Annotated in this window: 19 protein-coding genes; 8 read left to right on the forward strand and 11 right to left on the reverse strand. The window is 70.3% G+C overall.

The window, feature by feature from the left end; translation table 11 throughout:
* Nucleotides 1-25: 25 nt before the first annotated feature.
* From ACIGWZ_RS15430 to ACIGWZ_RS15450, 5 genes are all read right to left on the reverse strand, one after another.
* Nucleotides 26-970 (reverse strand): ABC transporter permease, encoded by a 945-nt coding sequence (locus ACIGWZ_RS15430; RefSeq protein ID WP_400064654.1) that lies wholly within the window; start codon nt 968-970, stop codon nt 26-28.
* Entirely contained in the window at nt 967-1,818 is an 852-nt protein-coding gene (locus ACIGWZ_RS15435) for an ABC transporter ATP-binding protein (RefSeq protein WP_400064656.1), read from the reverse strand. Before ACIGWZ_RS15435 ends, ACIGWZ_RS15430 begins: the two co-directional genes overlap by 4 nt.
* A gap of 3 nt (nt 1,819-1,821) precedes the next feature.
* Nucleotides 1,822-2,895: an ABC transporter substrate-binding protein gene (locus tag ACIGWZ_RS15440; RefSeq protein WP_400064658.1), complete on the reverse strand. Its 1,074-nt coding sequence runs from the start codon at nt 2,893-2,895 to the stop codon at nt 1,822-1,824.
* Nucleotides 2,896-3,290: 395 nt separating this feature from the next.
* The gene (locus ACIGWZ_RS15445; RefSeq protein ID WP_400064660.1) at nt 3,291-3,464 is read right to left on the reverse strand and encodes a putative leader peptide; all 174 of its coding nucleotides are present in this window, start codon (nt 3,462-3,464) and stop codon (nt 3,291-3,293) included.
* A gap of 28 nt (nt 3,465-3,492) precedes the next feature.
* Nucleotides 3,493-4,956: an MFS transporter gene (locus ACIGWZ_RS15450; protein ID WP_400064662.1), complete on the reverse strand. Its 1,464-nt coding sequence runs from the start codon at nt 4,954-4,956 to the stop codon at nt 3,493-3,495.
* 279 nt (nt 4,957-5,235) lie between these two features.
* Between ACIGWZ_RS15450 and ACIGWZ_RS15455 the strand changes: the two genes are divergently transcribed.
* Entirely contained in the window at nt 5,236-7,992 is a 2,757-nt protein-coding gene (locus ACIGWZ_RS15455; RefSeq protein WP_400064664.1) for a SpoIIE family protein phosphatase, read from the forward strand.
* Between the two features lie 163 nt (nt 7,993-8,155).
* Complete coding sequence (locus ACIGWZ_RS15460) at nt 8,156-9,316, forward strand: UDP-N-acetylmuramate dehydrogenase (protein ID WP_400064666.1); 1,161 nt, start codon at nt 8,156-8,158, stop codon at nt 9,314-9,316.
* Nucleotides 9,317-9,485: 169 nt separating this feature from the next.
* On the opposite strand, the gene ACIGWZ_RS15465 is transcribed toward ACIGWZ_RS15460, so the two are convergent.
* The 3 genes from ACIGWZ_RS15465 to ACIGWZ_RS15475 form a co-directional block, all read right to left on the reverse strand.
* On the reverse strand, nt 9,486-10,799 hold the full coding sequence (locus ACIGWZ_RS15465; protein ID WP_400064668.1) for a M64 family metallopeptidase: 1,314 nt from the start codon (nt 10,797-10,799) through the stop codon (nt 9,486-9,488).
* A gap of 379 nt (nt 10,800-11,178) precedes the next feature.
* Entirely contained in the window at nt 11,179-12,306 is a 1,128-nt protein-coding gene (locus ACIGWZ_RS15470) for an NADH:flavin oxidoreductase (RefSeq protein WP_400064670.1), read from the reverse strand.
* Between the two features lie 137 nt (nt 12,307-12,443).
* Nucleotides 12,444-14,441: an MFS transporter gene (locus ACIGWZ_RS15475; RefSeq protein ID WP_400064672.1), complete on the reverse strand. Its 1,998-nt coding sequence runs from the start codon at nt 14,439-14,441 to the stop codon at nt 12,444-12,446.
* 327 nt (nt 14,442-14,768) lie between these two features.
* Between ACIGWZ_RS15475 and ACIGWZ_RS15480 the strand changes: the two genes are divergently transcribed.
* Nucleotides 14,769-15,212 carry a MarR family winged helix-turn-helix transcriptional regulator gene (locus tag ACIGWZ_RS15480; protein WP_400065392.1) on the forward strand — a complete coding sequence of 148 codons (444 nt, stop codon included), beginning with the start codon at nt 14,769-14,771 and terminating at the stop codon, nt 15,210-15,212.
* A 133-nt stretch (nt 15,213-15,345) separates the two neighbouring features.
* On the opposite strand, the gene ACIGWZ_RS15485 is transcribed toward ACIGWZ_RS15480, so the two are convergent.
* Nucleotides 15,346-16,410, reverse strand: a complete 1,065-nt coding sequence (locus ACIGWZ_RS15485) for a D-alanine--D-alanine ligase (protein WP_400064674.1) — start codon at nt 16,408-16,410, stop codon at nt 15,346-15,348.
* A 379-nt stretch (nt 16,411-16,789) separates the two neighbouring features.
* The gene (locus tag ACIGWZ_RS15490; protein ID WP_400064676.1) at nt 16,790-17,926 is read right to left on the reverse strand and encodes a substrate-binding domain-containing protein; all 1,137 of its coding nucleotides are present in this window, start codon (nt 17,924-17,926) and stop codon (nt 16,790-16,792) included.
* A 503-nt stretch (nt 17,927-18,429) separates the two neighbouring features.
* Here ACIGWZ_RS15490 and ACIGWZ_RS15495 point away from each other — a divergent pair.
* Genes ACIGWZ_RS15495 through ACIGWZ_RS15510 form a run of 4 tightly spaced genes read left to right on the forward strand, consistent with a single transcriptional unit; the run spans nt 18,430 to nt 22,395 of the window.
* Nucleotides 18,430-20,826, forward strand: coding sequence for an ATP-binding protein (locus tag ACIGWZ_RS15495; RefSeq protein ID WP_400065394.1), 2,397 nt, complete (start codon nt 18,430-18,432; stop codon nt 20,824-20,826).
* Entirely contained in the window at nt 20,807-21,283 is a 477-nt protein-coding gene (locus tag ACIGWZ_RS15500) for a roadblock/LC7 domain-containing protein (protein WP_400064678.1), read from the forward strand. The genes ACIGWZ_RS15495 and ACIGWZ_RS15500 overlap by 20 nt, the downstream gene beginning before the upstream one ends.
* 46 nt (nt 21,284-21,329) lie before the next feature.
* Nucleotides 21,330-21,833 carry a DUF742 domain-containing protein gene (locus ACIGWZ_RS15505; protein WP_400064680.1) on the forward strand — a complete coding sequence of 168 codons (504 nt, stop codon included), beginning with the start codon at nt 21,330-21,332 and terminating at the stop codon, nt 21,831-21,833.
* Nucleotides 21,781-22,395: a GTP-binding protein gene (locus ACIGWZ_RS15510; protein ID WP_400064682.1), complete on the forward strand. Its 615-nt coding sequence runs from the start codon at nt 21,781-21,783 to the stop codon at nt 22,393-22,395. The genes ACIGWZ_RS15505 and ACIGWZ_RS15510 overlap by 53 nt, the downstream gene beginning before the upstream one ends.
* A 116-nt stretch (nt 22,396-22,511) precedes the next feature.
* Here ACIGWZ_RS15510 and ACIGWZ_RS15515 read toward each other — a convergent pair whose 3' ends face one another.
* On the reverse strand, nt 22,512-23,504 hold the full coding sequence (locus tag ACIGWZ_RS15515) for an LLM class flavin-dependent oxidoreductase (RefSeq protein ID WP_400064684.1): 993 nt from the start codon (nt 23,502-23,504) through the stop codon (nt 22,512-22,514).
* Between the two features lie 200 nt (nt 23,505-23,704).
* Here ACIGWZ_RS15515 and ACIGWZ_RS15520 point away from each other — a divergent pair, with 200 nt between their 5' ends.
* On the forward strand, nt 23,705-24,292 hold the full coding sequence (locus tag ACIGWZ_RS15520) for an SMI1/KNR4 family protein (RefSeq protein WP_400064686.1): 588 nt from the start codon (nt 23,705-23,707) through the stop codon (nt 24,290-24,292).
* Nucleotides 24,293-24,336: the final 44 nt, after the last annotated feature.

Consider the following 24,336-nt stretch of genomic DNA (forward strand, 5'->3'; position numbering starts at 1 on the left):
TCCCTCGCGGGGGCGGAGACGGACGTCAGCTCGTCGCGGGGACGCGCCAGGAGCTGAGCCGTTTCTCCACGGCCACCAGCAGCTGGTTGAAGGCCACGCCGATGACGGAGATCGTGACGATGCCCGCGTACATCTGCGGAATGGCGAAGTTGTACTGGGACGCGTTGATCAGATAGCCGAGTCCGGCCTTGGCGCCGATCATCTCGGCGGCGACCAGGACGACGATGGACACCGCCCCGGCCAGCCGGATTCCGGTGAAGATCGTCGGCACCGAGGCCGGCAGGATCACCTTCTGGAACAGCCGCGGGGCGGACAGGTCCATGGACTTCGCCAGCCTCAGCAGGGTGGGGTCGACGGTGCGTACCGCGCTGATGGTGTTGAACAGGATCGGCCATGCGCACGCGTACGCCACGAGGGAGATCTTCGACGTCTCGCCGATGCCGAGGAGCAGGACGAACACCGGAAGCAGGGCCAGGGCGGCGGTGTTGAGGAAGACCTGCAGCAAGGGGTTGAGGATGTCGGCGACCGGCCGGTACCAGCCGATGAGCAGGCCCAGCGGCACGGACACGGCGACGGCAATGCCGAATCCGCTGAACGAACGCACCAGGCTCGCCTGGGCGTTGTCGGCGAGCTGGCCGTTGGCGACGAGTTCCCACCACGCCTGGGCGACCTCGCTGAACGGCGGCAGAAAGGTCCCGTCCACCAGGCCGAAGCGGGGCGCCAGCTCCCACGCGAGCAGCAGGGCGACGATCGCCACCGACTTGGTGGCGCCGGTCAGTACTGCGCGCAGGATGCGGGGTAGCACGGCGGCCCGGTGGAGCCGCGGCCTGCGCCCCGCGACCGGCGGGACGGCCGCGGGCTCCTCGGTGGGCTCCGACGGCGTGTCGGTGATCGGCGCAGGGAGTTCCTCCCCGGTCGTGAGCTCCTCCCGGGTCCTGCGCCGCGTGGTCGAACCGCTTGCGAGGCTCATACCGAGACCTCCTCCTTCTCCAGCAGTTGGGTCCTGGTCACCTCGTCGTGCAGGAGCGTCCAGATCTCGTGTCGGTAGCGTGCGAATTCGGGGCTGGACCGCAGGTCGTCCGTCTTCGTGCGGGAGGCGAATTCGATCGGCACGACCTGCTTGATGCGACCGGGCCTGGAGGTCATGACGGCCACCCGCTGCCCCAGGTAGACCGCCTCCTCGATGCCGTGGGTGATGAAGACGACGGTCTTGCCGGTGCGCTGCCAGATGCGCAGCAGCTCGTCCTGGAGCGACTCCCTGGTCTGGGCGTCCAGTGCGGCGAACGGCTCGTCCATCAGCAGGACGTCGGGGTCGTAGGCGAGGGAGCGGGCGATGGCCACGCGCTGGCGCATGCCGCCGGACAGCTCGTGCGGATGGCGGTTCTCGAATCCGGTGAGCCCGACCAGGTCCAGGTACGCGCGGGCACGGGCGGCGCGCTCACGTCGTGGCACGCCGGTCGCCTCCAGGCCGAACTCGACGTTGCCCAGGGCGGTGCGCCAGGGCAGCAGGGCGTACTGCTGGAAGACGATGCCGCGGTCCAGGCCGGGACCGGTCACCGGTTCCCCGTCCAGGAGGATCCGTCCGCCGGTCGGCCGGGCGAGGCCGCCCAGCAGGTCCAGGAGCGTGGACTTGCCGCATCCGCTGGGGCCGACCACGACGACGAACTCCCCCGCGTCGATCCGCAGGTCGACGCCGTCCAGAGCGGTGAACTCGCCGTCCCCGTGCGCCGATCCGCGGCCCTGGGCCCTTCCCCTCTTGGCGGGAAAGGTCTTGCGCACCCGCTCGAACTCGATCTTTGGTGTGGTGGGTACTGGCATGGGTCAGCTCCCGCTCTTGGAGGTCGGCTCGGCCGGGGACGGCTTGCCCTTACGGCTGTACGCGTTGAACTCGTTGGTGTAGAGATCCGACGCCTTGACCTGGCCCTTCTCGATGTCACCGCGTTGGGCGAGCCAGTCGATCCACAGCTGGAGTTCCTTGTCGGTGATGCGTCCGGCGGTCTCGGCGACGCCGAAGGACTTCCAGTACTTCAGCGGAGCGGTGCTCTCGTTGCGGCCGCGCTTCTTGACGATCTCGATCTGCCGGTCGATGACCTCTTCGCGCGGTCTGACGCGGGCCCACTCGATGGCGCGCGCGACACCCGTGACGAAGGTGCGCGCGGTGTCGGGGTTCTGCTTCAGGAAGCGGTCGTTCACCACATATGTGCCGGCGGAAAAGTTGCCGAGCAGCTCGTAGTCGGTGAACAGCGGTCTGATGCCGCCGGTCTGCAGGGCCTTGTCACGCAGGATGTCGCCGAGGACGCCCACCTGGATCTGCTTCTGCCGCAGCGACTGCTCGATGTTGACCGGGGGCACCACCAACGGCTCGACCTTCTTGACGTCCGCCCGCGACAGGCCATGGCGTTGCAGGTAGATGTCGAGCATCGCCTCGGCATGCGCGCCGAGAGTGTTCATCCCGACCTTCTTGCCGATCAGGTCGCGGGCCGAGTGGAGCGGGCTGTCCTTGAGGACGTAGAAGCCGCTGTAAGCGGCCTTGTCGACGCCGTAGTAGCTGATGACGGCCTTGATGGGAGCTTTTCTGGCGGCGAGCTTGACGACCGCTCCGTTGAACGCTCCGCCGAAGTCGACCTGCCCGGTGGCCGCCGACTGGATGTCCTGTGGCCCGCTGATCGTGTTGCCGACCCACTTCAGCTTCACGTCCTCCAGGAAGCCGAGGTCCGCGGCCAGTTCGGGCAGGATGACGGACCCCGCCCAGCCCTGGTACCGCAGGGTCTTGGTCTGATTCTTGGCCGCGCCGCCACCCCCGGTGCCGCAGCTGACCGCGACCGCCGAGAGGCCCAGCAGGGTGAGGAACTGTCGTCGGCTCGATGGGGTCGTCAGCTTGCTCAGGGTGCTCATGGAGGGGGTCCTGTTCGATTCTGTGGGCGGCGCGCGGTGGGACACGTACGGCGTCCGCTACGGACGCGGGGGCGTGAAGGGTGGGTAGGAGGAGGCCGGGTGGGCTGCGGGGCGGTGGCGACGACCGGTGCGTGGTGGCCCGGCGTCCGAGCGCAGCCCTCCGTGCCCGGGAAAGCCGCAGTTCCCCTTCCGGCGGGCGCACCTCAGGCCGAAATGCGAAAGCCGAAGAGGACATGCGAAGAGGAAATGCGAAGGGCTGGGAGAACAGACCGGCCCGCGCACCGGACCCGGCGGATTCGAGGTGGGAATGCCGCAGGAATCACCAGGCGACGAGGGAATTCCCGGCCCATTGGTGCACCGGATTCAGGGGGCGCTCAGGAGCTGAGGCCGGTCGGCTAGCTGGCGCAGCCGGCGGCACAGATGGCACTGGCCTGGCGTCGAAGATCGACGTGCAGGCGTGCGGTGAAGTTCTCCGAGTGACTCACACTCGGGAGGCTGGCAGCGAAAATCAGCCACGTCAATGCGGCGAAGGCCCTTGTCTCACTTTCTGATGCCGCCGCCACGCGCACGCAGCATTTCGTTCACAATCGCGGCACACTAACACCGACGCCCCTGGGCGGATACGGGAGCAGGTTCCGGCAATTTCGACATCGGGCACCGCGTCACGGCGAGGAGAAGCGTGACGACGATCCCGCCGGCCACAGCGAACAGCGTGGTGCTGATCCCGTCTGCGGTCGCCACCCGCAAGCGCTCGCCGGCGAGGTCATCGAGTCCGGCGGTCGCTACGAGGACGAGGACGGCAAGGCCGACCGCGGCACCGACGCCGGAGCCGGTGGAGGCAATGCCCGAGGCGATGCCTTGTTCCCGGTCTGCCACTCCGGTCGCCGCGGCGATGAACATGGTGGTGAACACCACGCCGTCACCGATGCTGAGCGCGATGAATCCCGGGATCAGTTCGATGTACGAGCCGTCCGGCGCGATCGCAAGGCCGAGCAGCACAGCGCCGAGCGCCCCGAAGGCCAGCGCAGCCACCAGCGTGATTCTGAGCCCGAACCGCGTGACGAACTGGCCGGCCGTCGTCGAGCCTGCCACCACGACCGCCGTGGGGATCAGGAATCCGGCGCCGGTCTGCAGGGCGTCGTAGCCGAGGATCTGCTGAAAGTAGAGCGACAGGAAGTAGAGCACCGAGCCGAAGGTCGCCATGAACATGAACGCGATGACGACACCGGTGATGAGGTTGGGGTTCGACAACAGGCGAGGGGGCACGAGCGGGTCGGAGCTGCGCCGCTCCCTTACGGCGAAGGCTCCGAGCAGGAGCAGGCCGGCCACGGCGCTGATCACAATGCCCGGCGAAAGCCAGCCCAGCCCGGGTCCTTGCACCAAGGCGAACACGATCGATGTGACACCCAGCGTGACGCTCAGCGCGCCGGGAAGGTCGAACGTGCGGCCCTTCTCGCGTTCCCCGTCGGGCGGGATCAGCACGAACACGAGCAGCAGCGCGGGAACCGCCAAGGCGACATTGACCAGGAAGACGGCTTCCCAGCCGAAAGCCTGGGTCAGCAGTCCGCCGAGCAGTACGCCGATCACCAGTCCGGCCGCGCCTGCGCCGCCCCAGATGCCCAGAGCGCGGTTGCGCGAACGGCCTTCGGGAAACGTGGTGTTGATGAGCGCCAGCGTGGTGGGGAAGACCAAGGCCCCGCCGAGTCCTTGCAACGCGCGTGCGGCGAGCAACAGGCCCGGCCCGGTGGCGAGTCCGCCCGCCAGTGCCGCTCCGGCATAAAGGGCAAGTCCGGTCGCCAGGATCCTGCGCCGCCCGAGCAGGTCCGCCGCGCGACCGCCGAACAGCAGGAAACCGGCCGAGGCCACCGCGTAGGTGCTGATCACCAACTGGAGCGTTTGCGCCGAGTAGCCCAGATCGCGTGCGATGTCCGGCAGCGCCACCACGACGATGTACTGGTCCAGCGAGACGATCAGCATCGCGAACGACAGCAGCGCCAGGGTCGCGGTCTCACGGTTCCAGCCGAGACCGCCCGGCGCTGATGTGGCTTCCGTGGATCGCAAGACAGCACTCCTGGTCGACCGGGCACGTCCGTACCTCCGCCGGCTTCGGGCGTTCGGCCGCACTGGACAGCAGACATTGCTGGAGACGCCCCTGGCACGGAACACCGACACCCACACCGACACTGCGACCTTAAGAACAATCGAGCCCTCGACCGGCACAAACACACCCCGTCACGCCCCGACACGAACCGTCCGATCCGGTCAGAGGGCCATATCCGTGCATCCGGGCGCACGCGGAGGCATGGTTCGCGATAGCAGAGGGTGATGGAAGATGGTGGTATGCGCAGGTTCAGCCGCTTTTCGGTACCGGGTCGCCGCTCTTGGCGCGCACCGCGCCGCCCGCGGACCGGCGGCCGGTCCTGGAAGGCGTATCTGACGTCGCTCTTCAGCCTGCGGAGCGTCGCCGGCCAGGCGTTCGTCTGGCAGCTGACCGTACTCCTCCTGCTCGCGGTCACCGCAATGGTGGCCCTGGTGCTCAAGACCACGCACGACGCCCAGGACGATGCCCGCCACCGGTCACTCGCCGTCGCGGAGGGCTTCGCCCACTCACCGGGCGTCGTGCAGGCACTGCAATCGCCCGATCCCACCGCGGTGCTCCAGCCCCTCGCAGAGGCTGCCCGGAAGGGTTCCGGCGTCGGCTTCGTCTCCGTGCTCAGCAAGAGCGGGATCCGGTACACCGACCCCAGACCGTCTCTGATCGGCCGACCCGCCCAGGGCGACATCGGCCGGGCGGCGGCCGGCCAACCGTTCACCGAGATCTTCCAGGGCGAGCCGCAGAGTGCGGTCCGGGCCCTCGTGCCCGTCACCGACGCACAGGGCACGGTGATCGGGATCGTCACCGCGGGCGTTCAGACGGTGGATGTCGGCGCCACGGTCGGCCGCCAGTTGCCGGTGCTCCTGGGGGTCGCGGCGGGCTCGCTGGTCCTCGCTGCGGGCGGGGCGGCGCTGGTGAGCCGGCGGCTGCAACGCCAGACGCATGGCCTGGGACCCGTCGAGATGACCCAGATGTACGAGCACCACGACGCCGTCCTGCACGCGGTGCGTGAAGGTGTGCTGATCCTGGACGCGGACGGGCGGCTGGTGCTGGCCAACGACGAGGCCCGGCAGCTGCTCGGCATGCGCGCGAGCGCGGCGGGACTGCCTCTGGACGCCTTGGGCCTGGCCCCGGAAATGGCGGCGCTGCTGGGATCCGGGCGCACCGTCACCGACGAGGTGCATCCGTCCGGGAGTCGTCTGCTGGCCGTCAATCTCCGGCCCACGGCTGTCCACGGTGGGCCCACCGGATGGGTCGCGACGCTGCGGGACACCACCGAGCTGCGTGCCCTGGCCGGCCGCGCCGAGGAGGCCCGGGAACGCCTGAAACTTCTCAACGAGGGCAGCACGCGCATCGGCAGCACCCTCGACCTGGAGCGCACGGCGCAGGAACTGGCCGACGTGGCGGTCCCCCGGCTCGCCGACTTCGTCAGCGTCAGCGTGCTGGAGGCGCTGTCGAGCGGAGACGAGCCGCCCCCGGGGCCGATCACCGGCGCCGTGCTGCGCAGAGTGGCGCACCGGTCCGTTCTGGAAGGCGCGCCGGAGGCGCTGGTCGGGGTGGGCGAGGTCGCCGTCTACCCCGAGGACTCGCCGCAGGCCCGCTGTCTGGCGACCGGGCGGTCGGAGCTGCACCGGGTGCCGGACCCGGCCGTCAACGCCTGGCTGGCGCAGGGCTCCGCGCTTCTCGCCGAAGGCCGCGCGGACGGGTTCCACTCGTGGATCGAGGTGCCGCTGATCGCCCGGGGTACGACGCTGGGAGTGGTGGACTTCGTCCGGTCCCGGCACCCCGAGCCGTTCGGGACCGACGATCTGGCTTTGGCCGAGGAGTTGGCCGCCCGCGCCGCTGTCTGTCTGGACAACGCCCGGCGCTTCAACCGCGAGCGCACGGCGGCTCTCACCCTGCAGCACAGCCTGCTGCCACGGCGTCTGCCGCAGCAGTCGGCCGTGGAGGCGGCGTTCCGATACCTGCCGGCCGATCCCCGGCTGGGGGTGGGCGGCGACTGGTTCGACGTCATTCCGCTGTCCGGCGCGCGGGTGGCGCTGGTCGTCGGCGATGTGGTCGGCCACGGCCTGCACGCCTCCGCGACCATGGGCCGGCTGCGCTCTGCCGTACGGACCCTCGCCGACGTCGACCTGCCCCCCGATGAGCTGCTCACGCAACTCGACGACCTCGTCATCAGGCTGGCCGCCGACTCCGAGACGGACGCGGAGTTCGCCGCCCCGGGCGAGGTCGGTGCCACCTGCCTGTATGCGGTCTACGACCCGGTGTCGGGCCGCTGTTGCCTCGCCCGCGCCGGACACCCGGCACCCGCCGTGGCCTACCCGGACGGCACCACCGCCCTCTTGGACCTGCCTGCCGGGCCCCCGCTCGGGCTGGGCGGGCTTCCCTTCGAAGCGGTGGAGACGGTGCTGCCCGAGGGCAGCCTGCTCGCCCTCTACACCGATGGCCTGATCGAGTCCCGGCAGCGCGAGATCGACGCAGGGGTCGAGAGGCTGCAACAGGCGCTGACGGCCCCGGATCTTTCGCTGGACGCCATGTGCGACAAGGTCGTCGAGACCTTGCTGCCGGCCCGCCCCGTCGATGACGCCGCCCTGCTGCTGGCCCGTGTCCAATGCCTCGGCACCGGGCAGGTCGCGACCTGGGAGGTGCCCGCTGATCCCGCGGCGGTGGCCGGGGTCCGCACGGACGCCGTCCGCCAACTGTCGGCCTGGGGTTTGGAGGACATCGCCTTCGTCACCGAACTGATCGTCAGCGAGCTCGTCACCAACGCCGTCCGGTACGGCGCCGCTCCGATCCGACTGCGACTGATTCGCGACCGCGCGCTGATCTGCGAGGTGAGCGACGGCAGCAACACCGCACCACACCTGCGCCGGGCCCGCGTGTTCGACGAGGGCGGCCGGGGCCTGCTGCTCGTCGCACAGCTCACGCAACGCTGGGGTACGCGGCAGACGACCAGCGGCAAGGTCATCTGGTGCGAGCAGACGCTGCCTGCGGGCGTATGAGGACGCGCCCTGTCATGCACACCCGGGCCTGACGCGTATCCGGAGGGCAGGCCGACCACCCGCGTCCGAGACGCCGCGGGATCGCAGATGCGCAGGGCGCGGGGAGATGCAGCACACTGCCACACACACATCATCACCAGGATCGCTGGAGCAGCCGGATCACATGCACATCATCCATGAGGCACCGCTCGCCCCGCTGACCACCCTGGGCCTCGGCGGACCGGCCGCGGCTCTCGTCGAACTGCACGACTCCTCGGACTTCCCCGACGCCATGGCGTACATGGAATCGGTCGTCGACCATCGCGGGCCGCCCGTCGTCCTCGGGCTGGGCAGCAACGCCCTCATACACGACGCCGGTTGCTCCGCGCCCGTCCTTCGTATGGCCAACCGCGGCATCCGATTCCTCAAAGGCTCCGGCGACGACCGCGTACTGATGGAGGTCCAGGCCGGCCATCCCCTGGCGGACGTGGTCGAGGGGGCCGTCGCCGAGGACCTGACAGGCATGGAAATGCTCTCCGGCATACCTGGTACGACAGGTGCCACGCCGGTCCAGAACGTCGGCGCATATGGCCAGGAGACCTCCGACATCCTGGTCGAGGTTCATGCCTGGGACCGGAAACTGCAGCGCCGCGTCACCTTGTCGGCAGCAGCGTGCCAACTCGGCCACCGCACCAGCGTCTTCAAACGGTCCCGGCGCTGGATCCTGCTGAGTCTGGTCTTCGCCCTGCGCCGCTCTCCCCTGAGCGCACCCCTCGTCCACCGGCAGGTCGCCGCCGCACTCGACGTCCCGCTCGGCAGCCGCGTTCCGCAGGCCGAGGCGGCCCGAGCCGTGCTCGCGGTCCGCCGCGGCAAAGGCATGGTGCTCAACTGCTCCGCCCGCGACAGCCGTTCATGCGGCAGCGTGTTCCTGAGCCCGGAGATCTCCCCCGCCCAGGCCGATCGCCTTCGCCCCCACAACGCTCCGGTGCATCGCTTTCCCGACGGCTCGACACGCGTCAGCGCAAGCTGGCTCCTCCGGGAGTCGGGATTCGACCTCGGCAGCCCGCTCGCTGCCGGCGTCCGCGTCTCCTCCCTCCACCACACGCTGGTGGCCGAGGAGGGCGCCACCGCCGCCGCATTCGCGCAGGCCACCGACGTCGTGCGACGCGCGGTGCACGAGCGGACGGGTGTGCTCCTCACGCCGGAGATCGACTTCCTCGGCGATTGGGAGCCGGATCCGGCGGCTCGTCGCGTCCCGAACGTGGTATCGGGTCCGCCGGTGGCGATCGGCGAATCGTGGGGCCGACACACGGCGGCGGATCCGGGCGCCACCGGCAGGGAATGAGCGCCCCTCCCGACACCGCGACGGCCGGCATTCGGCGGGCCCGGAACCACGCGTGCGGTCCTCACCCCAGGCCCCGGGCCCGCACCGCCGCCCGGTTGCACGGTGCTCCTGCACGGGAGGGGCACCGCCACAGCCTCGTGACGGCGCCCCTCCTGGTCAGAAGGGATTGCTACGGCGCAACCCGCCAGCTCAGCGCCCCGGACAGCAGCTTGCGCAGCGCCGGGTCCCGGACCGCGCCCGTACGGTCGGCGGCACGGGCGGTGACCGTGTGGCCGCGGCCGTCCGCGGGGACGCCGAGGGTGTGCAGGGCGACCAAGGTCCTGCCGCGCGCGGCCTTGCGCTCGCGCCCGTCGACGTACCACTTCACCTGCACGGAGGCGGGCGCGGTGACACGGATACGGTCACCGCGGCGCAGCACCCGGTCGGTGGCCACCGGGCTGCTCAGCGCGCTCGCATGGCGGTAGAAGCCGGCGATCATCGCCTCGCGGCCGGGGAGGTTGAACTCGCGGCCGAGCGACCGCATGATCGAGTTCTCGGTGGGCCGGTTGAGCCCGTACTGGTAGTAGCCGCCGCCTTCGTAGGCGCCGACCGGGCCGCCGTCCGGTGACTCCTGGCCGATCCAGCGGTACCACTTCTGCTGCTGGGCGGTCATCTGGTCGGCGGAGAGCGTGGTGAGGTTCGCTTCCTTGGGCTCGGGGCCGGAGTAGGTCCCGGGCTGGCCGTAGTCGTACTCGTCGGCGAGCTTGCCGAGCGAGTGACCGGTCTCGTGCACCGCGATCTGGTCCGACTGGTCATTGTCGGAGGAGGCGGTGGCGATACCGTCGTAACCGGCCTGCGAGGCAACGTCGTTGTAGCCCGCGCCGCCGTACTTGGTGGAGTTCGACAGGACGACGACGAGGTCGGCGGCCGGGGCCTTGGAGGCGTACGACTCGACCTTGCCGGTGTCCACACAGAGCAGGCGCTCGGTGCCGTCGCAGAAGAAGGCGGAGTCCAGGGCGGTGTCGCGGACCACGTCCTGCGTCGGGTCACCGGACACGCCGGACTCGTTGGAGACGGCGTCCACCGCCCAGACGTTGAACAGGCCGGTGTACGAGGCGTACGGCTCGACGGCGGTGATCTTGGCCCACTTGGCGCGGACGTCGGCGTGGAAGTCCTCCTGTTGGGCGGCGGTGTAGCCGTCACCGACGAAGACGACGTCGAGCTTGCTGCCGATGGGGCCGTTCTGCACGATTGAGGTGACGTCGCCGTCACCGGCGGCGATCGCGGCCTTCTCGGAGCGGGAGAGCGGCTTGGAGGCCGGGACGGTGGCGTGCCGGGGGTGACCGCCGGGTCCCGTGAAGTACTCGACCTGCTGGGTGTGCGGGGACGGCGTCGGGGTGGCTGGTGCGCCCTGGGCCGCGGTTGCCGCGACCGTCGTGGCGGTCAGCGCCGCGGCGGCGAGTCCCGCGGCCGCGGTGGTCCGTATGGATATGCGTCTGAGCATGTGGGGGGTTCCTTCCGAAGCCCGCCGCTGCGCGGCGAGTTGAGCCAAGTTCAGGCGGCCTCAAGGTATGGGTTACCGGGACGGTGGGCAACGGATGGTGCCAAAGTGACTCAGGGATCGATGAGTTCGGGACGGAATCCGGGCACGCAGCCGGCCGTCCAGGCCGTCACCGTGTACGGCGACCCGGTGAACGGTGACCGATGACCGGCGGGACGAACCGGCCTGGAACGGCAGAAGGGCACCGGTGTGAACCGGTGCCCTCCGTCATACGAGGCCGCTGGATCTGCCACCGAGGCGTGGTCGGTGGACGGACATCACGCGGATTTCGCTCCCGTCGGCCCTGCGGATTTCGCTCCCGCCGACGGGCCGACGCGTACGCCTAGCTCAGGGTCTTCAGCGCGGTCGCGTCGTACGGCTTCAGCTCCTCGAGGCGGTTGCCCAGGATCTTTGCCGCCCACTCCGGGTCCTGGAGCAGGGCGCGGCCGACGGCGACCATGTCGAACTCGTCGCGCTCCAGGCGGTCGAGGAGGTTGTCGATGCCCTGGACCGAGGAGCCCTCGCCCGCGAACGCGTGGAGGAAGTCGCCGTCGAGGCCGACCGAGCCGACGGTGATGGTGGGCCTGCCGGTGAGCTTCTTGGTCCAGCCCGCCAGGTTCAGGTCCGAGCCCTCGAACTCCGGGAGCCAGTAGCGGCGGGTGGAGGCGTGGAAGGCGTCGACGCCGGCCGCGGCGAGCGGGGCCAGGATCGCGTCCAGCTCCTGCGGGGTCTCGGCGAGCCTCGCGTCGTAGGCCTCCTGCTTCCACTGCGAGTAGCGGAAGATCACCGGGAAGTCGGGGGAGACCCTTTCGCGGACCGCGGCCACGATCTCGGCCGCGAACTTCGTACGGGCCACCGGGTCGCCGCCGTAGGCGTCGGCGCGGCGGTTCGTCCCCGCCCACAGGAACTGGTCGAGGAGGTAGCCGTGGGCGCCGTGCAGTTCGACGCCGTCGAAGCCGATGCGCTCGGCGGCCGCGGCGGCCTCGGCGAAGGCGCCTATGACGTCGTCCAGGTCGCGCTGGGTCATGGCCTTGCCGGCGTTCTCGGTGCCGTCGACGCGGATGCCGGAGGGGCCGACCGCGGGGGCGTCGGCGTAGGGCGGCTCGCCCTGCTTGCGCACCATGCCGATGTGCCACAGCTGCGGCACGATCGTGCCGCCCGCCGCGTGCACGGCCTCGGCGACCTTCGCCCAGCCCGCCAGCTGCTCCTCACCGTGGAACCGCGGCACACGGTCGCTCTGCCCGGCCGAGTCGTGGCCGACGTACGTCCCCTCGGTGACGATCAGACCCACACCCGCGGCGGCACGACGGGCGTAGTAGGACCGCACGTCCTCACCGGGGACGCCGCCCGGGGAGAACATGCGCGTCATCGGCGCCATCGCGATGCGGTTCGGGACGGTCAGGCCGTTCAGCGCGAGGGGCCGGGACAGGATCTCGGCCGCGCGGGAGGCGGAAGAGGTGGTGACGGTCATGAGGGATTCTCCTTGTCGATGCCGGTCGGTATGTGGGGGGAGCGGGTAGTGAGAGGGGCAGGTGGCGGGCCGTCGGGCGGCTTTGGCGTTCCGCCTGCCCGTCCGGCGAGGCGTCCTCCGGTTCGGGACACCGCCGCCTACTTCGCCGCGGGGTGCGCCAGCTCCATGTCGAAGCCGTCCGTCCCGTGGCCCTCGACGTCCAGCGCCGACGCCAAGGGCGGGTAGCCGCTGGCGATGAGCGAGTACTCGCCCGCGGTCAGGTCGGTGAAGGTGTAGGTGCCGTCGCTGTCCGTGAGGGTGGTGCGCACCACGTTCCCGGCGGCGTCCACCAGCGTCAGCCGGGCATCGGGCAGCGGACGGCCACCCTCCCCGGCGCGTACGGTGCCCCGCACCTCCATGCCGGCCGCTCCGGTGGCACGAGGAAGCCTGATGCCGTACGAGACCGGGGTGGCCGCCGCCATGACCGTGGCGGCCAGCGGCTGATGGCCGTCGACGGCCGCGATCAGGACGTACGGGCCAGAGGTCGGGGCGTCCAGCGCGTACCGTCCGTCGGAACGGGAGACCGTGCGGCCCACCTGTCGCCCGTCCGGCGAGATGAGGGTGAGGGCGGCGCCGCCCAGCACCTCGCCGTCGGCATCCCGCACCAGGCCATGGAAGCCGGCCCCGGACGGGAGGACATCGACGGGGAGTGCGTCAAGGGGGTCGGCATCGGCCGGGGCCACGGGCTCCGTCGCCGGATCACCAACGACAGTCTCCACGGCCTGAGTCGACGGGCTACGCGACCCCGTCCCCCGTCCCGGCAGGAACGCGGCGATCGCCACCGCCACCACACATGCCGCGCACGCGATGATGAACGAGGTGCGGAATCCGTCCATGGACGGCAGCGGTACCCCGCCCAGCGGCTGGGTCATATGGGAGAGCACAACTCCGAGGACCGCGCTGGCGGTTGAGGTGCCGATGGAGCGCATGAGGGTGTTGAGGCCGTTGGCCGCGGCCGTCTCCGAGGGCGGTACCGCGCCCATGATCAGGGCGGGCATGGCCGCGTAGGCCAGGGCGATGCCGGCGCCGATGACGGCGGAGACGATCAGCGTCTGCCAGACCGCGTGCACCAGGCCGAGTGCCGACGCGTAGCCGATGGCGATGATGACGCTGCCCAGTATCAGGGAGACCTTGGGCCCGCGAGCCGCCGAGAGCTTGGCGGAGACCGGGCTGAGGAAGATCATCACCACTCCGCCGGGCACCACGCACAGCCCCGCGACCACCATGGACTGCCCCAGCCCGTACCCGGTGGCCTTCGGCAGTTGCAGGAGCTGCGGCAGCACCAGCGACATCGCGTACATCGCAAACCCGACGGTGATCGCGGCCAGGTTGGTCAGCAGCACCTGGCGGCGCGCGGTGGTCCGCAGGTCGACCAGCGGCTGCTGCACGCGCAGCTCGACGGCGCCCCAGGCGAGAAGGATCACCACCGAGGCGGCGAACATTCCGAGCGTGGTGCCGCTCCCCCAGCCCCAGTCGCCCCCCTTGGAGATCCCGAGCAGCAGACAGACCAGACCTGCGGAGAGCCCGACCGCCCCGATGACATCGAAGCGCCCCGGGGTGCGGAGCGGCGACTCCGGTACGAACAGCGCGACGAGCAGCAGCGCGATCGCGGCCAGCCCGGCCGACCCCATGAACAGCACATGCCAGTCGGCGTGCTCGGCCACGAAGGCGGCGGCCGGCATGCCCAGCGCGCTGCCGACGCCGAGCGAGGAGCTCATCAGCGCCATGGCCGAGCCCATCCGCTCGGCGGGCACCTCGTCGCGCATGATGCTGATGCCGAGCGGGATCACCCCCATCGCCCCGCCCTGCAGGGTGCGGCCGACCACCATCAGCACCAGATCCGAGGTGAATGCGCAGATCAGCGAGCCGGCTATGAGCAGCCCGAGGCTGCAGAACAGGATCCGCCGCTTGCCGAACATATCGCCGAGCCGACCCATGACGGGGGTGGCGACCGCTCCGGCGAGCAGGGTGGCGGTGATCACCCAGGACGCGTTGGAGGTCGTGGTGTGCAGCAGCCGTGGCAGCTCGACGACGAGCGGCACCACAAGGGTCTGCATCACGGCGACGACGATGCCCGCGAACGCGAGCACCGCCACGATCGGGCCTCCGGTGCGCGACGGCGCCTGGGTGGCTCGGTGAGGGGGGGATGACACGCCTACCGCCTAGAGGGTCAGGCTCGGGCTCGCTTCGGGCCCGGGGCCGAGGGGTACGGCCTGGGGCCGAGAGAGATGTGCACGATACACACCATGTGCACGATACACACCATGTGCACGATGCACACCGTACACCATGATGTGTATCATGCACATTGCTTGACCGAGGAGGAAGCCTGCGCCGTTCCGGGGTTCGGGAGGGTTCCGGGACAATGCAGTGCCGGGAAGGAGACAGGAGGAAGGGTGCTGGAGAGACTGGAGCGGGAGCTGATGCTGCTCTCGCGGCACCAGGTGATGGCTCGCCGCGAGCGGGACGCCGAGCTCCTGGATCGTTCGGCCTATCTGCTGCTCAGCCGGATCGACGCCCAAGGCCCCATGTCCATCGGGCAGTTGGCTGAGGCGTTCGGGCTCGACACCTCGACCGTGAACCGGCAGACGGCGGCGCTGCTGCGCTGCGGTCTGGCCAAACGCGTCGTGGACCCGGAAGGCGGCATGGCCCGCAAGCTGCGGATCACCGAGGAGGGCGGGCGCAGGCTCGCCGCCGACCGCGAAGTCAACTGCTCGTGCCTGGCCCGGGTGGTCGCCAACTGGTCGACGGACGAGGTGCGGGAGCTGGAGAACATTCTGGTCCGGCTCAACCGCAGCGCCGAGGAGCTGGAGGGTCGGCACTGGCCGCGCGCGGAGGACGACGCACGCGAGTGCGAGGAGCGGTAGCTCCGGCGCAAGCAAGAAGGGCCCGGGGAGCCTACTCGCGCCAGGGGCACGACAGTTGGCATAGGGGCAGGTCGATGTCAGCGGCTCGGCGCTGGGCCAGGCCCTTCCACGCCAACGCTTCGGGCGGCCGTGCTCAGCGCGTCGCGAGGTCCACGACGCGCTGGATCAGGTCGGAGTAGGCCCAGCCGGCGCCGGTGGCGGCGAGCGGCACCAGGCTCGTCGCCGTCAGGCCCGGCAGCGCGTTCACTTCGAGACACATCGGCTCGCCACTGCCCTCGCACCGGAAGTCGGTGCGCGAGTACGTATCACTGCCGAACCCCAGAGCCTGGTGCGCGCGCAGGGCCAACTCCTGCAGCCGCGACGCGAAGTCGGCCGGGATGTGCGCCGGACACACTTCGCCGACCGCTCCGGCCTGGTACTTGGCCGTGTAGTCGAACACCGGCGTCGTCAGCTCGATCTCCACCACCGGGAGCACCTGATCGCCGACCACGGCCACGGTGAACTCCCGCCCGGGGAGGAACGGCTCCACGAGGAACTCGACGTCACCGGAAGGCACCTCTGCAGCAACCTGTGCCAGCTGCGCGGGCGAGTCGACCCGGTGGACCGACACGCTCGAACCGTCCGCAACCGGCTTGGCCACCACCGGCCCCGCCGCCACCAGCCGCCCTACCTCCTGCGGCACCTCACCCGCCCCGGGCCGCCACAGCACCCGCTCGGCCACCGGCACGCCTGCCGCCCCCAGCACCGCCTGCGCCCGCCCCTTGTGCCACGCCGCCGCACATGCCGCGCTGCCCGCACCGGTGAACCGGATGCCGGCCATCTCCAGCAACGCCTGCACATGGCCGTCCTCGCCCCAGCCACCGTGCAACGCCACGAACACCACATCCGCGCCACGCAGCAGCTCCAGAACCGGACCGCCGGTCAAGGCAGCGTGCATGCGCCACCGCAACCGATCCCGGTCCGAGAGGGACGGCGGCTCCTTCCCCACCGCGAACCCGTCGACCACCTCACCCGGTCGCAACGGTCCGGCGAGCACCGGCACCGCAGCGGCCGGGTCGACCAGCACCACCTCGCACCCTCGCTCGAGCAACGCCCGGGCAACCGACCGGCCCGAGCCCAGCGAGACATCTCGCTCCGAGCTCTCCCCACCGCACAAAATCACCACACGCATACCAAGTCCCCGTCCCGTCGCCCTCATCCGGCCTGTCACCCGCCCCACCCCACCACCGGAACCAACCTGCCTGTTCAGCACGTCATGTAACGGACAGTCGGCTCAGTGGCGTGTCGAGTGGAGTTCGTGAGCATCGAGCGTGGCGAGCGCATATCCGTCTTGCCTGCTTGCGGTCATGTCGAGGGAGCGTAGCGGCAGCAGTTGGATATTCCAAGTATGAGCTTGGAAGAACCAAGTGATGCTCGCGCAAGCGCTCCGACGAACGAGGCCCGCGGCATCCGCGCAACGACGTGACCATGGGGGCAACTCGACCTGACGGCTTCACTGCCTGGTGCGGGCCGCCGCGACGGAACGCGCCCGAGGGAGCGCACACCGACTTCGGCCCGACCCCGGCCCGGAGTGCACGTCAAACGCCCCAGATCTTGCGGTAGGCCTGGCGGTAGCCCTCGGAGTCCCAGGACAGTGCGCCTCCGCTGTTGGCGGCGGTGGCGATATGGACGGGGGCGACGTACCCGCTGCCCGGGGCGCCGGCGAAGGCGCGGTTGAACTCGTCGACGATCTGCCAGCCCTGTTCGGAGAGCGGCTCGGGCACGGTGGCGGCCTGAAACTCCTTGCCGTTGACGCGCTCGAAGGCCGACGGGTCGCCGTCACCGGCACCGATGTTGTACGGGGCACCGGCGCCGTCCCTGCCTGCGGCGCGCAGGGCGGGGGCGGCGTGGCGGAAGTACAGGTCGTTGATGGCGGCGGAATAGGTCCACTTGCGGCCGAAGCGGGACAGCAGGGAGCGGACTTCCCCGATGGAGCGGCTGTTGGCTCGGGGGATCGGGATGTCGGTGTAGCTCAGCAGCTTGGTGCCCGAGCAGGTGGCGAGTTCCTTCTTGATCAGGTCGGACTTGTGCTTCGCGAAAGGTATCGAGGCATCGGTGAACAGGACGACGCCCGCGCGGCCGTTGGACCGGGCGATGATCCAGTCGGCGCTGATCTTCGCGACGTCCTCGACCCGGGAGGTGATGTTGCTGAAGAGGTGCGGATCTTCACTGGGGCCGGGCGCCGCGGTGGCGTGCCAGCCGATCAGCGCGATTCCCGCCCGTTCGGCCTTCTTGACGTCCGCCGCGGCGATTGCGGGATCGAAACCGCTGAGGACGATGCCGTCCGGCTTGAGCCTGACGGCCTGCTTGAAGGCGGCCCGGATGCCCTCGGGCGTCCCCTGACCGTTGAGGGTCCGGGCGTGCCATCCGGCGATCTTGGCGGCTTCCTGGACCCCTTGGGCGACTCCGGCGACTCCGGGGTTGGTGAGGGTCTGGGCGACGTAGACGACGGTCTTGCCGTGGGCGGCCTTGGGTCCGGTGGTGGGGCCCCGCCAGGGGGCGTTGACCTCCTGGGCCTTCTTGACGGCTTGCTTGGCCCTGGAGAGGGCCATGGGGCATCCCGGCTTGGCGGAACTCTTGTGGGATGCGGTGGCGCCGGCGCCGGAGTCGCAGCCGGCGGTGGCCATGACCAGGAGTGCGGCGGCTGTCACGACCGCCTTGCGGGTGGGGTGCACGGGTCTCCTCGCAGGGCGAGATGAGGATTCGGGTTGAGGTGGGGGGAGACAGGTTACGGGTGGCGATGTTCCGAGGTGCATCCGCCTTCGGAAGGCACGTCGTACGCCGTCGCCCCATCGGCCGGTAGGGCGCACCGCAGCGAGATAACGAACCAAACCCGACAAAGAGTTGAATACCGCTTGACCCTTGATAGGTGTGTGGTGCATGCGCGTTCACAAGCGGTAATGTTCGCGGCCGGTTGGGCATGTGGCGCAATCTATTCGCTCTCATGTGGGAGCAGACTTCGTATGCGTCACGCTCCCCCGCCGTCGGCGGTCGGCAACAACAACACCTAGGTCACCGCTCAGGAGCACGTCGTAAGGAGGCCTGGGTGTCTGTGGACGCAGTGGACCCGCCGCATGAACCGGACCCGTCCCGGCGGTCACCGTCGAGGCCGCGGTTCCGTCTCCAGGCGGGCGCCCTCCTGGACCGATGGCCGTTCCGGCGGAAGCTCAACGTTCTGGTGATCGCGCCCGTCGCGGTCGTCGGCGTGCTTCTGGGCGTCGGCGTCAACACGCAGATGGACAAGGCCCTGGACGCCGACCGGACCGCGGAGCTGGTGCGCGACAGCGAGCAGGTCACGAGGCTGATCAACGACGTCCAGGCCGAACACCGGCAGGCGCTGCTGCTGTCCGTGGAGCAGGAGTCGGCCCGGCCCGGCGTCGCCCTGCCCTCCACCGCCGCCTACCGTCGCACGCAGCGGGACACCGACGAGCAGGTCGCCGCCGTGCAGTCCGCATTCGGAGCGGGCCTGCCGAAGAAGGAAACGCGGGCCCTCGCGTACATCCGGGGCCTTGCCGTGCTGCGCGACAAGGTCGAACGGGGATCGGTTCCGGCCGCCGGCATCGACCCCGCGTACGCCGCCGCGGTCGGCTACCTGATCGACGGCATCGGCCTCGACCGCTTCGTCGGCACGTCGTCGTCCTCGGTCGTCAACCTTCTCGACACGGTACTGCGCGCCGACGCCGCCCACGCCGCCTTCGAGAGCGGGGTGTTCTCCGCCCAGACCCGGGATGCCAACGCGCTCACCGAGTACACGCGTGCGGTCGGTGCCCACAAGCTCTACGAGGAGCAGACGGAACGATTCGCCAGGATCGCCGACCCGGACCAGGTCCTGCGCCTGGGCGGGATCGATCGGGATGCCGAGGAGAACGGCATCGAGGCCCAGTTCGCGGAGCTCCAGATCGATCCCGGATCCCTGCAGGGCCAGACCCCGCAGCAGCTGCGCAAGGCGATGGCCGCCGGAAGCCGGCAGGCCGAGGCCCGGCTCGCCATCACCCGGTCGCTGATCCGGCAGATCGCCGCGCAGGCCGACGGTCTCTCGCGGGACTCCCTGGACAACGCGCTGACGATGCTCGGTTTCGCCCTGCTCGGTTTCGCCTCCTGGCTGACCTTCTCCGTCCTGGTCCGGCGCTCGGTCGTACGTCCCCTGGCGGCCCTGACCGGCGCCGCCCAGCAGGTGGTCGACGTGGCCGGCGAGGAACTGGCCAAGGTCGAGGACGACGAGTCGGCGGACGGCACCCCGCTGCGGCCGCGGCCGATCCCCGTTCCGGTCCGCGACGAGATCGGCCACCTGGCCGAGGCGTTCAACCAGGTGCAGGTCACCGCCGCGGCGCTGCTGGAACGGCAGGTGCTCAGCCGCCGCAACGTCGCCGAGATGTTCGGCAACGTCGGACGCCGGGTCAGCAACCTCACCTCACGCCAGCTCCTGCTGATCGACGCCGTGGAACGCGAGGAGACCGACCCGGACGTCCTGGAGCGGATGTACCGCATCGACCACATCGCCGTACGCCTCCAGCGCAACGCCGACAGTCTGATGCTGCTCGCCGGCATCCGTGACCCGGAGCTGGAGGCCCACCCGACCTCCCTGGTCAATGTCATACGGGCCGGGCTCGGTCAGATCGAGGGATACCAGCGGGTGTCCCTGCGGTCCGAGACCGAGGTCACCGTCGGGCCGGACATCGTCGACGATCTGACGCTGATGCTCGCCGAACTGCTGGAGAACGCGGTCTCGTTCTCCCCGTCCGACACCCCCGTCGAGGTGGTCGTCCGGCCCGGCACCGACGTCACCTCGGACGGTGGTGCCCTGATCGAGGTCATCGACCACGGCCTGGGCCTGAGCGCCGAACGCCTCGCCGAGGAGAACTCCCGGCTGATCCGCCGGGAACGGCTCGACCTCGTACCGACCAAGGTCCTCGGCCTGTTCGTGGTCGGAAACCTCGCCCGGCGCTCGGGCATACGGGTCACCCTCAGCCGCACACCGGGCGGCGGGGTCACCGGCAGCGTCTGGCTCCCCTCCGCCCTGCTGCTGGCCGTGAGCCCCGCCGCCACGCCGTCCCCGGCAGTGGACGTGGCCGAGGCCGCCGCGGGGACCGAGTCCGACGCCGAGGCCGACGCCGTCGACGCGTCCCGGCGCCCGGCGACGCCCAGGCCGGAGCCCACCGCGCCCGCGCCCACACCGGCCGCCGCCACTCCCCTGCCGGTGCGGACCCCCACCGCCACGCCCGAACGGCGGCCCGCCACCCCCACGCCGCAAGGCGAACTCCCCCGGCGCCTCCCGCACCGCACGGACGCGCAGCGGACCGCCCCCGCGGTCGAGCCGCCGTCGGCACAGTCCGCCCGGCCGCTACGGCGGCGGGTGCGGGGTGCGACGCTTGAGATGACCACCCCCATGGCCGACCGGGAGACCCAAGCCGTGCGCCGACCCGTCGACGCCGACGCGGTCCGTTCGGAACTCGACGCATTCGAGGCCGCCGTACGCAGGGCGGAGCAAGAGACCGCTGCCGCCCCGACCGATCCAGAGCCATCGCCTCACCCACAACCCCGGAAGGAGTCGGGCAGTGACCACGCCGACAGGTAAGAGCAGTTCCGAGCGGGCGGAAGCCACTGATCTGACGGCCGCCGCTGCCGACTTCACCTGGCTGCTCGACCGCTTCGCCACCCAGACCGCCGGTGTCGTCGACGCCATCGCGGTGTCCTCCGACGGCCTGCTGATCGCCGCTTCCCGACTGCGCGAGCAGGCCGACTCCGAGCGACTCGCAGCGATCGTGTCGGGCGTCACGAGTCTGGCCGCCGGCGCCTCCGGCAACTACGGCCTCGGCGGCCTCAACAAGGTCATCATCGACTTGGAGGGCGGCCATGTACTGGTGTCGGCCATCGGCTGCGGTGCCGTCCTGGGCGTGGTGACCTCGAAGGAGGCGAAGCTCGGCAACATCGCCTACGAGATGACCCTCTTCGCCAACCGGGCCGGCAGCGCGCTCACCCCCCAGCTGGTGCTGGAGCTCAAGAACAACGCCGGCGCGGCACCGGCCCGCTGACCGTCCCACACCGTGGAGGCAGGGTGCAGGCGCCGAGAAGAGGATCATGATGGCCGCCGGTGAACCAGAACCGGACGAGGGTGCGGGTCCCCCCTGCTCATGGGGGTCCCCCGGCTCGAGCGAAGCCCAGAGCGTGGGGGAGGGCAGAGTCCGGGGCCCGTCGGAGCCGACCGGCCGCGCTCCCGCGATCCGGCCTTTCCTGCTGACCGCCGGCCGGGTGGCGGGAGGCGGCGCCGGCCCACCGCTCCCCGTCGAGACCCAGGTCGTGGCGACCTCGTCCGGGCTCTCCGCCCTGGGCTCGCTCGCCTTCGAACGACACGACCTCGTCGCCGCCTGCCGACGGCCCCAGTCGGTGGCGGAACTGGCCGCGCGGCTGGGCCTCCACCTCAACGTGGTCCGGGTGCTGGCGGAGGACCTGTGCACCGCCGGACATCTGGCGGTGCACGTCCCGAACGCCAGGACAACCCAGGACATCTCCGTACTGCGAAGGGTTATCGATGGTCTCCGTGCCGTCCCCGACTCACGGGGCACACTCCGTGACAGCGGTTGAACAGCCGCCGCTGCCGGTCAAGTTGGTCATCGCCGGCGGCTTCGGCGTCGGCAAGACCACGGCCGTGGGCTCGATCTCCGAGATCCGGCCGCTGACCACGGAAGCCGCCATCACCGAGGTCGCGGCGGGCGTGGACGATCTTTCCCACACCCCCGGCAAGACCACCACCACGGTCGCCATGGACTTCGGTTGCCTCACCATCGACCCGACGCTGAAGCTCTACCTGTTCGGCACGCCGGGCCAGGACCGGTTCGGGTTCATGTGGGACGACGTGGTCGAGGGCGCGCTCGGCAGCCTGGTGATCGTGGACACCCGCCGCCTGGACGACTGTTACGCCGCGGTCGACTACTTCGAGCACAAGGGCATCCCGTTCGCCGTCGCGGTCAACGCATTCGACGGCGAACTCCACCACAGCCTCGACGAGGTGCGGTGGGCGCTGGACATCTCCGACCATGTACCGCTGGTCGTCTTCGACGCGCGCAACACGGGCTCGGTCCGGGATGCGCTGCTGGTCGTACTCGAAGTCGCCCTGTCCCGCGCGGAGAACACCACAGCGGACTGACTCCCGGCCGTCTGCGGGGCGGTCCCGCTGGTCCACCACCGCTCGACGAGACGACCCGCCCGCTCCACCACACACCCGTTCATCCACCGAGCCGCTGCCCCCTCCCGGCAGGGTCCCTACGGCGCTGCCGTTGTCGTGGCCTCGGAGTACTGCTGGATGAGTTCGTAGGAGCGGATGCGGTCGCGGAGGTCGTAGACGGGTGTGGTCAGCATCAGTTCGTCCGCGCCGGTGTCACCGGCCAGTTGGGCAAGCCGGTGTACGACGGTCTCGGGCGTACCGACGGCTTGCTGGGCACGGAAGCCGGCCAGCGCCCCTCGCTCCTCTGCCGTGAACGGGTGGGCGGCCGCATCCGCGGGTGTGGGGAAGGGGATGTCGCTCAGGCCTTTGAGGAGGCCGGCTTTGACGACGTCCATCGGTCCGACTCGCCACGCGGCCTGCTCTTCCGTCTCGGCACACACCGTCTCCACGCACACCAGCACGCGGGGTTGCTCGCACCAACGGGACGGGGTGAACTCCGCCCGGTAACGTTCCAGCGCCGCGGTGGTGTTGTCCGGCCGGATGTGGTGGGCGACGGCGATCGGCAGGCCGAGTCCTGCGGCGAGAGCGGCACCTGCGGTGCTGGAGACCAGCAGCCAGGGTTCCGGCAGCGGGTCGAGTGCGACTTCGTCGACCAGAAAGGACAGGATCGCGGCCACGTCGCCGTGGTACTCCGCGTCCGTCGTCGGTCCGGCTCCGCGGCGCAGTGCCCGTGCGGTGGCCTCGTCGAAGGTGCCGGGGCCACGCCCGATACCCAGGTCGATGCGGCCCTGGTGCAAGGCGGCCAGCGTGCCGAACTGCTCCGCCAGCGTGAGGGGTGCGTGGTTGGGTGCCAGCACTCCGCCCGAGCCGAGACGGATGGCCGAGGTCGAGGCGGCGGAGTGCGCGGTCAACACGACCGGCGGGAAGGCGCCGATGGCGGGCGAGTGGTGGTGCTCGGCGTACCAGATCCTGTGGTAGCCCAGCCGTTCCATTGCCTGCGCGAAGGCGGTGGTCTCGCGCAGGGTCTCCACGGCTCGGGTGCCCGTTTGGACCATCGCGACTTCCAGCGCCGAAAGGGGTACATCGATCATGTTGTCAGCATAGAGACCGCGCGTTCGAGGAAGATGCGGTGATCTCTTCCCGTTCGCCGTGACCGTGACAGAGCTCGGGCCGGGCTGGTGCGGCGAGTTGGGGTGCGGTGGTGCGACCGGCCGGACGCGGTGAATGTCAGACCCATGTGCTGTTGTTGACGTAGTGAAGTTCGGCAATTTCCGACGCGGAAGGGAAACGCATGAACCGCGAGCAGTGGCGGCCGTTCCTGAAACAGTGGAGCGAGGAGTGGATCGTCGGGCACGACCCGGAGCAGGACGCGCCTTTGGACGACGAGGTCATACGGAACGGCTGGCTCGGGTTCGCCCCGGCGAGTGCGGAGGAGGTCGCGGCGGCCGAGGCCCGACTGGGCCGGACGTTGCCGCCCTCGCTCCGTGAGTTCCTGCTGACCACCAACGGGTGGCGGGACGCGGGCAACTTCATCTACCGGCTCGCGGGCACCTCCGAGCTCGCCTGGCTGGCCGATACCGACGAGGACTCCGGCTGGATCGACGCGTACCGCGACACCGAGTTCGCCGACGAGGACGAGGACGAAGAGCCCGAGGGCGAGATCCTCGCCCGTTCCCTGCGTCTGTCTCTCGACGGCGACGCCGCCATCATGCTCCTCGACCCCAAGGACGTCGACGAGCGCGGCGAATGGGCCGGATACTGGCTCGCCTCGTGGTCAGGTATGGGGCCGGAGCGCTTCGACTCCTTCCACGACCTGATGAAGGACCAGTACGACTCGTTCCACAGCCTCCGCCGGCAGGGGAGCGAGAGCGGGTCATGAGCGACGCCGGAGCCTGACCGCAGCCGCAGCCGCAGTTCGAGGAA

The organism is Streptomyces sp. NPDC053427 (assembly GCF_044544985.1).
GTDB lineage: Bacteria > Actinomycetota > Actinomycetes > Streptomycetales > Streptomycetaceae > Streptomyces.

What these genes read in the sequence shown, in the direction of transcription:
- ACIGWZ_RS15505 (WP_400064680.1), top strand. Translation starts at nt 21,330, where the DNA reads ATGATGGCCGCCGGTGAACCAGAACCGGACGAGGGTGCGGGTCCCCCC.
- ACIGWZ_RS15430 (WP_400064654.1), bottom strand. Translation starts at nt 970, where the DNA reads ATGAGCCTCGCAAGCGGTTCGACCACGCGGCGCAGGACCCGGGAGGAG.
- ACIGWZ_RS15470 (WP_400064670.1), bottom strand. Translation starts at nt 12,306, where the DNA reads ATGACCGTCACCACCTCTTCCGCCTCCCGCGCGGCCGAGATCCTGTCC.
- ACIGWZ_RS15465 (WP_400064668.1), bottom strand. Translation starts at nt 10,799, where the DNA reads ATGCTCAGACGCATATCCATACGGACCACCGCGGCCGCGGGACTCGCC.
- ACIGWZ_RS15455 (WP_400064664.1), top strand. Translation starts at nt 5,236, where the DNA reads ATGCGCAGGTTCAGCCGCTTTTCGGTACCGGGTCGCCGCTCTTGGCGC.
- ACIGWZ_RS15520 (WP_400064686.1), top strand. Translation starts at nt 23,705, where the DNA reads ATGAACCGCGAGCAGTGGCGGCCGTTCCTGAAACAGTGGAGCGAGGAG.
- ACIGWZ_RS15460 (WP_400064666.1), top strand. Translation starts at nt 8,156, where the DNA reads ATGCACATCATCCATGAGGCACCGCTCGCCCCGCTGACCACCCTGGGC.
- ACIGWZ_RS15485 (WP_400064674.1), bottom strand. Translation starts at nt 16,410, where the DNA reads ATGAGGGCGACGGGACGGGGACTTGGTATGCGTGTGGTGATTTTGTGC.
- ACIGWZ_RS15440 (WP_400064658.1), bottom strand. Translation starts at nt 2,895, where the DNA reads ATGAGCACCCTGAGCAAGCTGACGACCCCATCGAGCCGACGACAGTTC.
- ACIGWZ_RS15435 (WP_400064656.1), bottom strand. Translation starts at nt 1,818, where the DNA reads ATGCCAGTACCCACCACACCAAAGATCGAGTTCGAGCGGGTGCGCAAG.
- ACIGWZ_RS15510 (WP_400064682.1), top strand. Translation starts at nt 21,781, where the DNA reads ATGGTCTCCGTGCCGTCCCCGACTCACGGGGCACACTCCGTGACAGCG.
- ACIGWZ_RS15515 (WP_400064684.1), bottom strand. Translation starts at nt 23,504, where the DNA reads ATGATCGATGTACCCCTTTCGGCGCTGGAAGTCGCGATGGTCCAAACG.
- ACIGWZ_RS15480 (WP_400065392.1), top strand. Translation starts at nt 14,769, where the DNA reads ATGCTGCTCTCGCGGCACCAGGTGATGGCTCGCCGCGAGCGGGACGCC.